2 protein-coding genes are annotated in these 3,542 nt (G+C 56.1%); both read right to left on the reverse strand.

Features of this window, described 5'->3' with window-relative positions; all coding sequences use genetic code 11:
* Positions 1 to 128 precede the first annotated feature (128 nt).
* Positions 129 to 887 carry an SDR family oxidoreductase gene (locus ABWO67_RS19210; protein ID WP_353154932.1) on the reverse strand — a complete coding sequence of 253 codons (759 nt, stop codon included), beginning with the start codon at positions 885 to 887 and terminating at the stop codon, positions 129 to 131.
* A 12-nt stretch (positions 888 to 899) separates the two neighbouring features.
* Positions 900 to 3,542 (reverse strand): carbamoyl-phosphate synthase large subunit (gene carB, locus ABWO67_RS19215; protein ID WP_353154934.1); only part of this gene is annotated, 2,643 nt, incomplete at its 5' end.

The raw sequence follows: 3,542 nt of genomic DNA on the forward strand, positions 1-3,542 counted from the left end.
TCATGAAGAAACACCAGCGCTAAAGACGTGACACACGGATCATAAAGAAACACCAGCGCTAAAGACCTGGCACACGGATAAGGAAAACGATACTGACGCCGGAACCCTGGGACCCCGAGCAGAAACGCCTACTCCCCTAGTCTAGGCTTACGCTTCCGACGCACCGCAAAGTAATCGTAAAGACCATCCGGCACAATACGCAGCAGCTTAGCCACCCACCCCATTTGCCAGGGAATCACCCTGTACGAAACCCCTTTCTCGATAGCATGGCCAGCCTGCGCGGCAAACCTGTCAACAGGCATCAAGAAAGGCATCTTGTATGGGTTCTGTGCCGTCATCGGTGTTTTGATAAAACCTGGCGCAATCGTCACTACCTTGATGCCGGACAAGCTCAGTTCCACCCGCAAACTCTCGCAATAAGCCCTGACAGCCGCCTTCGAAGCGCTGTAAGCACCTGCACCCGGTAACCCGCGTACAGCAGCAACACTGGCAATTCCAACCAAGCGCCCCTTCCCTTGCGACTTCATAGGTGCGATGAAGGGCTCGAACGTAGCGACTGTGGCATTTAAATTGGTAGCGACTATCGCTTCAAACACGCGATAGTCATCCGGCTCTTCCGTCAGCGTGCCAGCGCTGATGCCGGCGCTGGCAATGACCACATCAACGGGGCCATGCGACAAAAAATCGGCTGCGGCCGCATGCAATGCATTGCGATCACGCACATCAAGTACATATATATGGTGTTCACCGGGCAAACTGGCCTGCAAAGCCAGTAAGGCGTCGTGACGACGCCCCACCAATCCTATGCTGGCGCCCTGCTGCGCATAAAACAAAGCGAGCGCGGCGCCTATGCCGCTGCTCGCTCCCGTAATGAATACGCGCTTCATTGACGCCGGTTCTTATTGCTTAGGCAAACTGGCGTGCAGATCCTGCAGGGAATAGACCTTCAGGCCGCCGCCCTGACGCAGATACTGCAAGCCCTCGACCGCAGCACATGCACCGGCTATCGTCGTGAAGAAGGTGACGCGCGCCGCCAATGCATTGATCCGTATCGTACGGGAATCGGCAATGGCGTTGCGCCGCTCTTCCACCGTATTGATGACCAATGCAATTTCACCGTTCTTGATCATATCGACGATGTGCGGACGGCCTTCGGTAACCTTGTTGACGACCTGAACATCCAGGCCGGCAGCTTCGATTGCAGCGGCCGTGCCGCGTGTAGCGATGATAGTAAAGCCCAGGGTGATAAGGCCGCGGGCAACTTCTACAGCGCGCGGCTTGTCTTGTTCACGCACGCTGATGAATGCCGTCCCGGATTCGGGCAGCAACACGCTGGCAGCCAATTGCGATTTGACGAAGGCTTCGCCGAAGCTCTCGCCAACGCCCATGACTTCACCCGTGGACTTCATTTCAGGCCCAAGAATCGTGTCAACCCCAGGGAATTTCACGAAGGGGAAAACGGCTTCTTTCACCGAGAAATACGTAGGCACGATTTCCTTGCGTATTCCTTGCTGGGCCAAGGTTTTGCCGGCCATCGCACTGGCTGCAATCTTTGCCAGCTGCAGGCCGGTGGCCTTGGACACATATGGGACGGTACGAGAAGCGCGTGGATTCACTTCCAGCACATATACATCGCCATCCTGAATGGCGAACTGCACGTTCATCAAGCCTTTGACGTTCAAGGCGCGAGCCATGAGAGACGTCTGACGCTTGATTTCGGCAATCACTTCAGTCGACAAAGAATACGGAGGCAAACTGCATGCCGAGTCGCCCGAGTGCACGCCGGCTTGCTCGATATGCTCCATGACGCCGCCGATAAACACGGTTTCGCCATCGGCCAGGCAGTCGACGTCGACTTCGGTTGCGTTATTCAGGAAGTGATCCAGCAGCACGGGAGAGTCATTGCTGACTTTGACGGCTTCGCGCATATAGCGCTCAAGATCTTGCTGTTCATGCACGATTTCCATGGCGCGGCCACCCAGCACATAGCTTGGGCGAACAACCAGCGGATAGCCGATTTCAGCGGCGTGGGCCAGCGCTTCCCCTTCGGTACGAGCAGTACGATTAGGCGGCTGGCGCAAACCCAGCTTGGTCAGCAGTTTCTGGAAGCGTTCGCGGTCTTCGGCAACGTCGATGGACTCGGGGCTGGTGCCGATAATAGGCACGCCATTGGCTTCCAGGGCACGTGCAAGCTTAAGCGGCGTTTGGCCACCGTACTGCACGATCATGCCTACCGGCTTTTCTTTGTGGACAATTTCCAGGACGTCTTCGAGCGTTACGGGCTCGAAATACAAGCGATCGGAAGTGTCGTAGTCAGTCGATACGGTTTCCGGATTGCAATTGACCATGATGGTTTCATAGCCATCTTCACGCAGGGCCAGTGATGCATGCACGCAGCAGTAGTCGAACTCGATGCCCTGACCGATACGGTTCGGGCCACCGCCAAGAATGATGATCTTTTTGCGATCGGTCGGCGCCGCTTCACACTCATCTTCGTAAGTGGAATACATGTATGCGGTGTCGGTGGAAAACTCAGCGGCGCAAGTATCGACGCGCTTGTAGACAGGCCGCACGCCCAACTGGTGACGCAGCTTGCGCACTTCAGTTTCAGACGTATCCAGCAAGAACGCCAGGCGACGATCGGAAAAGCCGCGGCGCTTAAGCTGCCAGACGGTGTCGTAATCCAGATCGGCCAGCGTTTTCTGTTCGAGTGCGAGTTCGATATCGACGATTTCTTTGATCTGAGCCAGGAACCAGGGGTCGATACGTGTCAGGTTGTGCACTTCTTCCAAAGTGAAGCCTTGGGCGAAAGCATCGCCGACGTACCAGATGCGTTCTGGACCAGGCTCGCCCAATTCAACCTGAATTTTTTCGCGGTCAGTGGTTTTTTGATTCAAGCCATCGACACCGACTTCCAGGCCGCGCAAGGCTTTCTGGAAGGATTCCTGGAAGGTGCGGCCTATGGCCATGACTTCGCCCACGGACTTCATTTGCGTGGTCAGGCTTGAATCGGCAGCTGGAAACTTTTCGAAAGCGAAACGCGGTACCTTGGTGACCACGTAATCGATGGACGGCTCGAAAGAAGCCGGCATCGCCCCGCCCGTGATTTCGTTTTTGAGTTCGTCAAGCGTGTAGCCCACCGCCAGGCGCGCAGCGACCTTGGCAATAGGAAAGCCGGTCGCCTTCGAGGCCAGGGCCGACGAACGCGACACGCGCGGGTTCATCTCGATAACGATCATGCGGCCGTTATCGGGGTTAACGGCAAACTGCACGTTGGAACCACCGGTGTCGACACCGATCTCGCGCAATACCGCGATCGATGCATTACGCATGATCTGGTATTCCTTGTCGGTCAGGGTTTGCGCCGGCGCCACGGTGATGGAGTCGCCCGTATGCACACCCATGGGATCAAGGTTTTCGATGGAGCAAATAATAATGCAGTTGTCGGCGCTGTCGCGCACGACTTCCATCTCGTATTCTTTCCAACCCAGCAATGATTCTTCGATCAGCAATTCATTGGTGGGAGAGGCTTCCAGGCCGCG

Source organism: Pollutimonas bauzanensis (assembly GCF_040393045.1).
Lineage (GTDB): Bacteria > Pseudomonadota > Gammaproteobacteria > Burkholderiales > Burkholderiaceae_B > Pollutimonas > Pollutimonas bauzanensis_A.

What these genes read in the sequence shown, in the direction of transcription:
- ABWO67_RS19210 (WP_353154932.1), bottom strand. Translation starts at nt 887, where the DNA reads ATGAAGCGCGTATTCATTACGGGAGCGAGCAGCGGCATAGGCGCCGCG.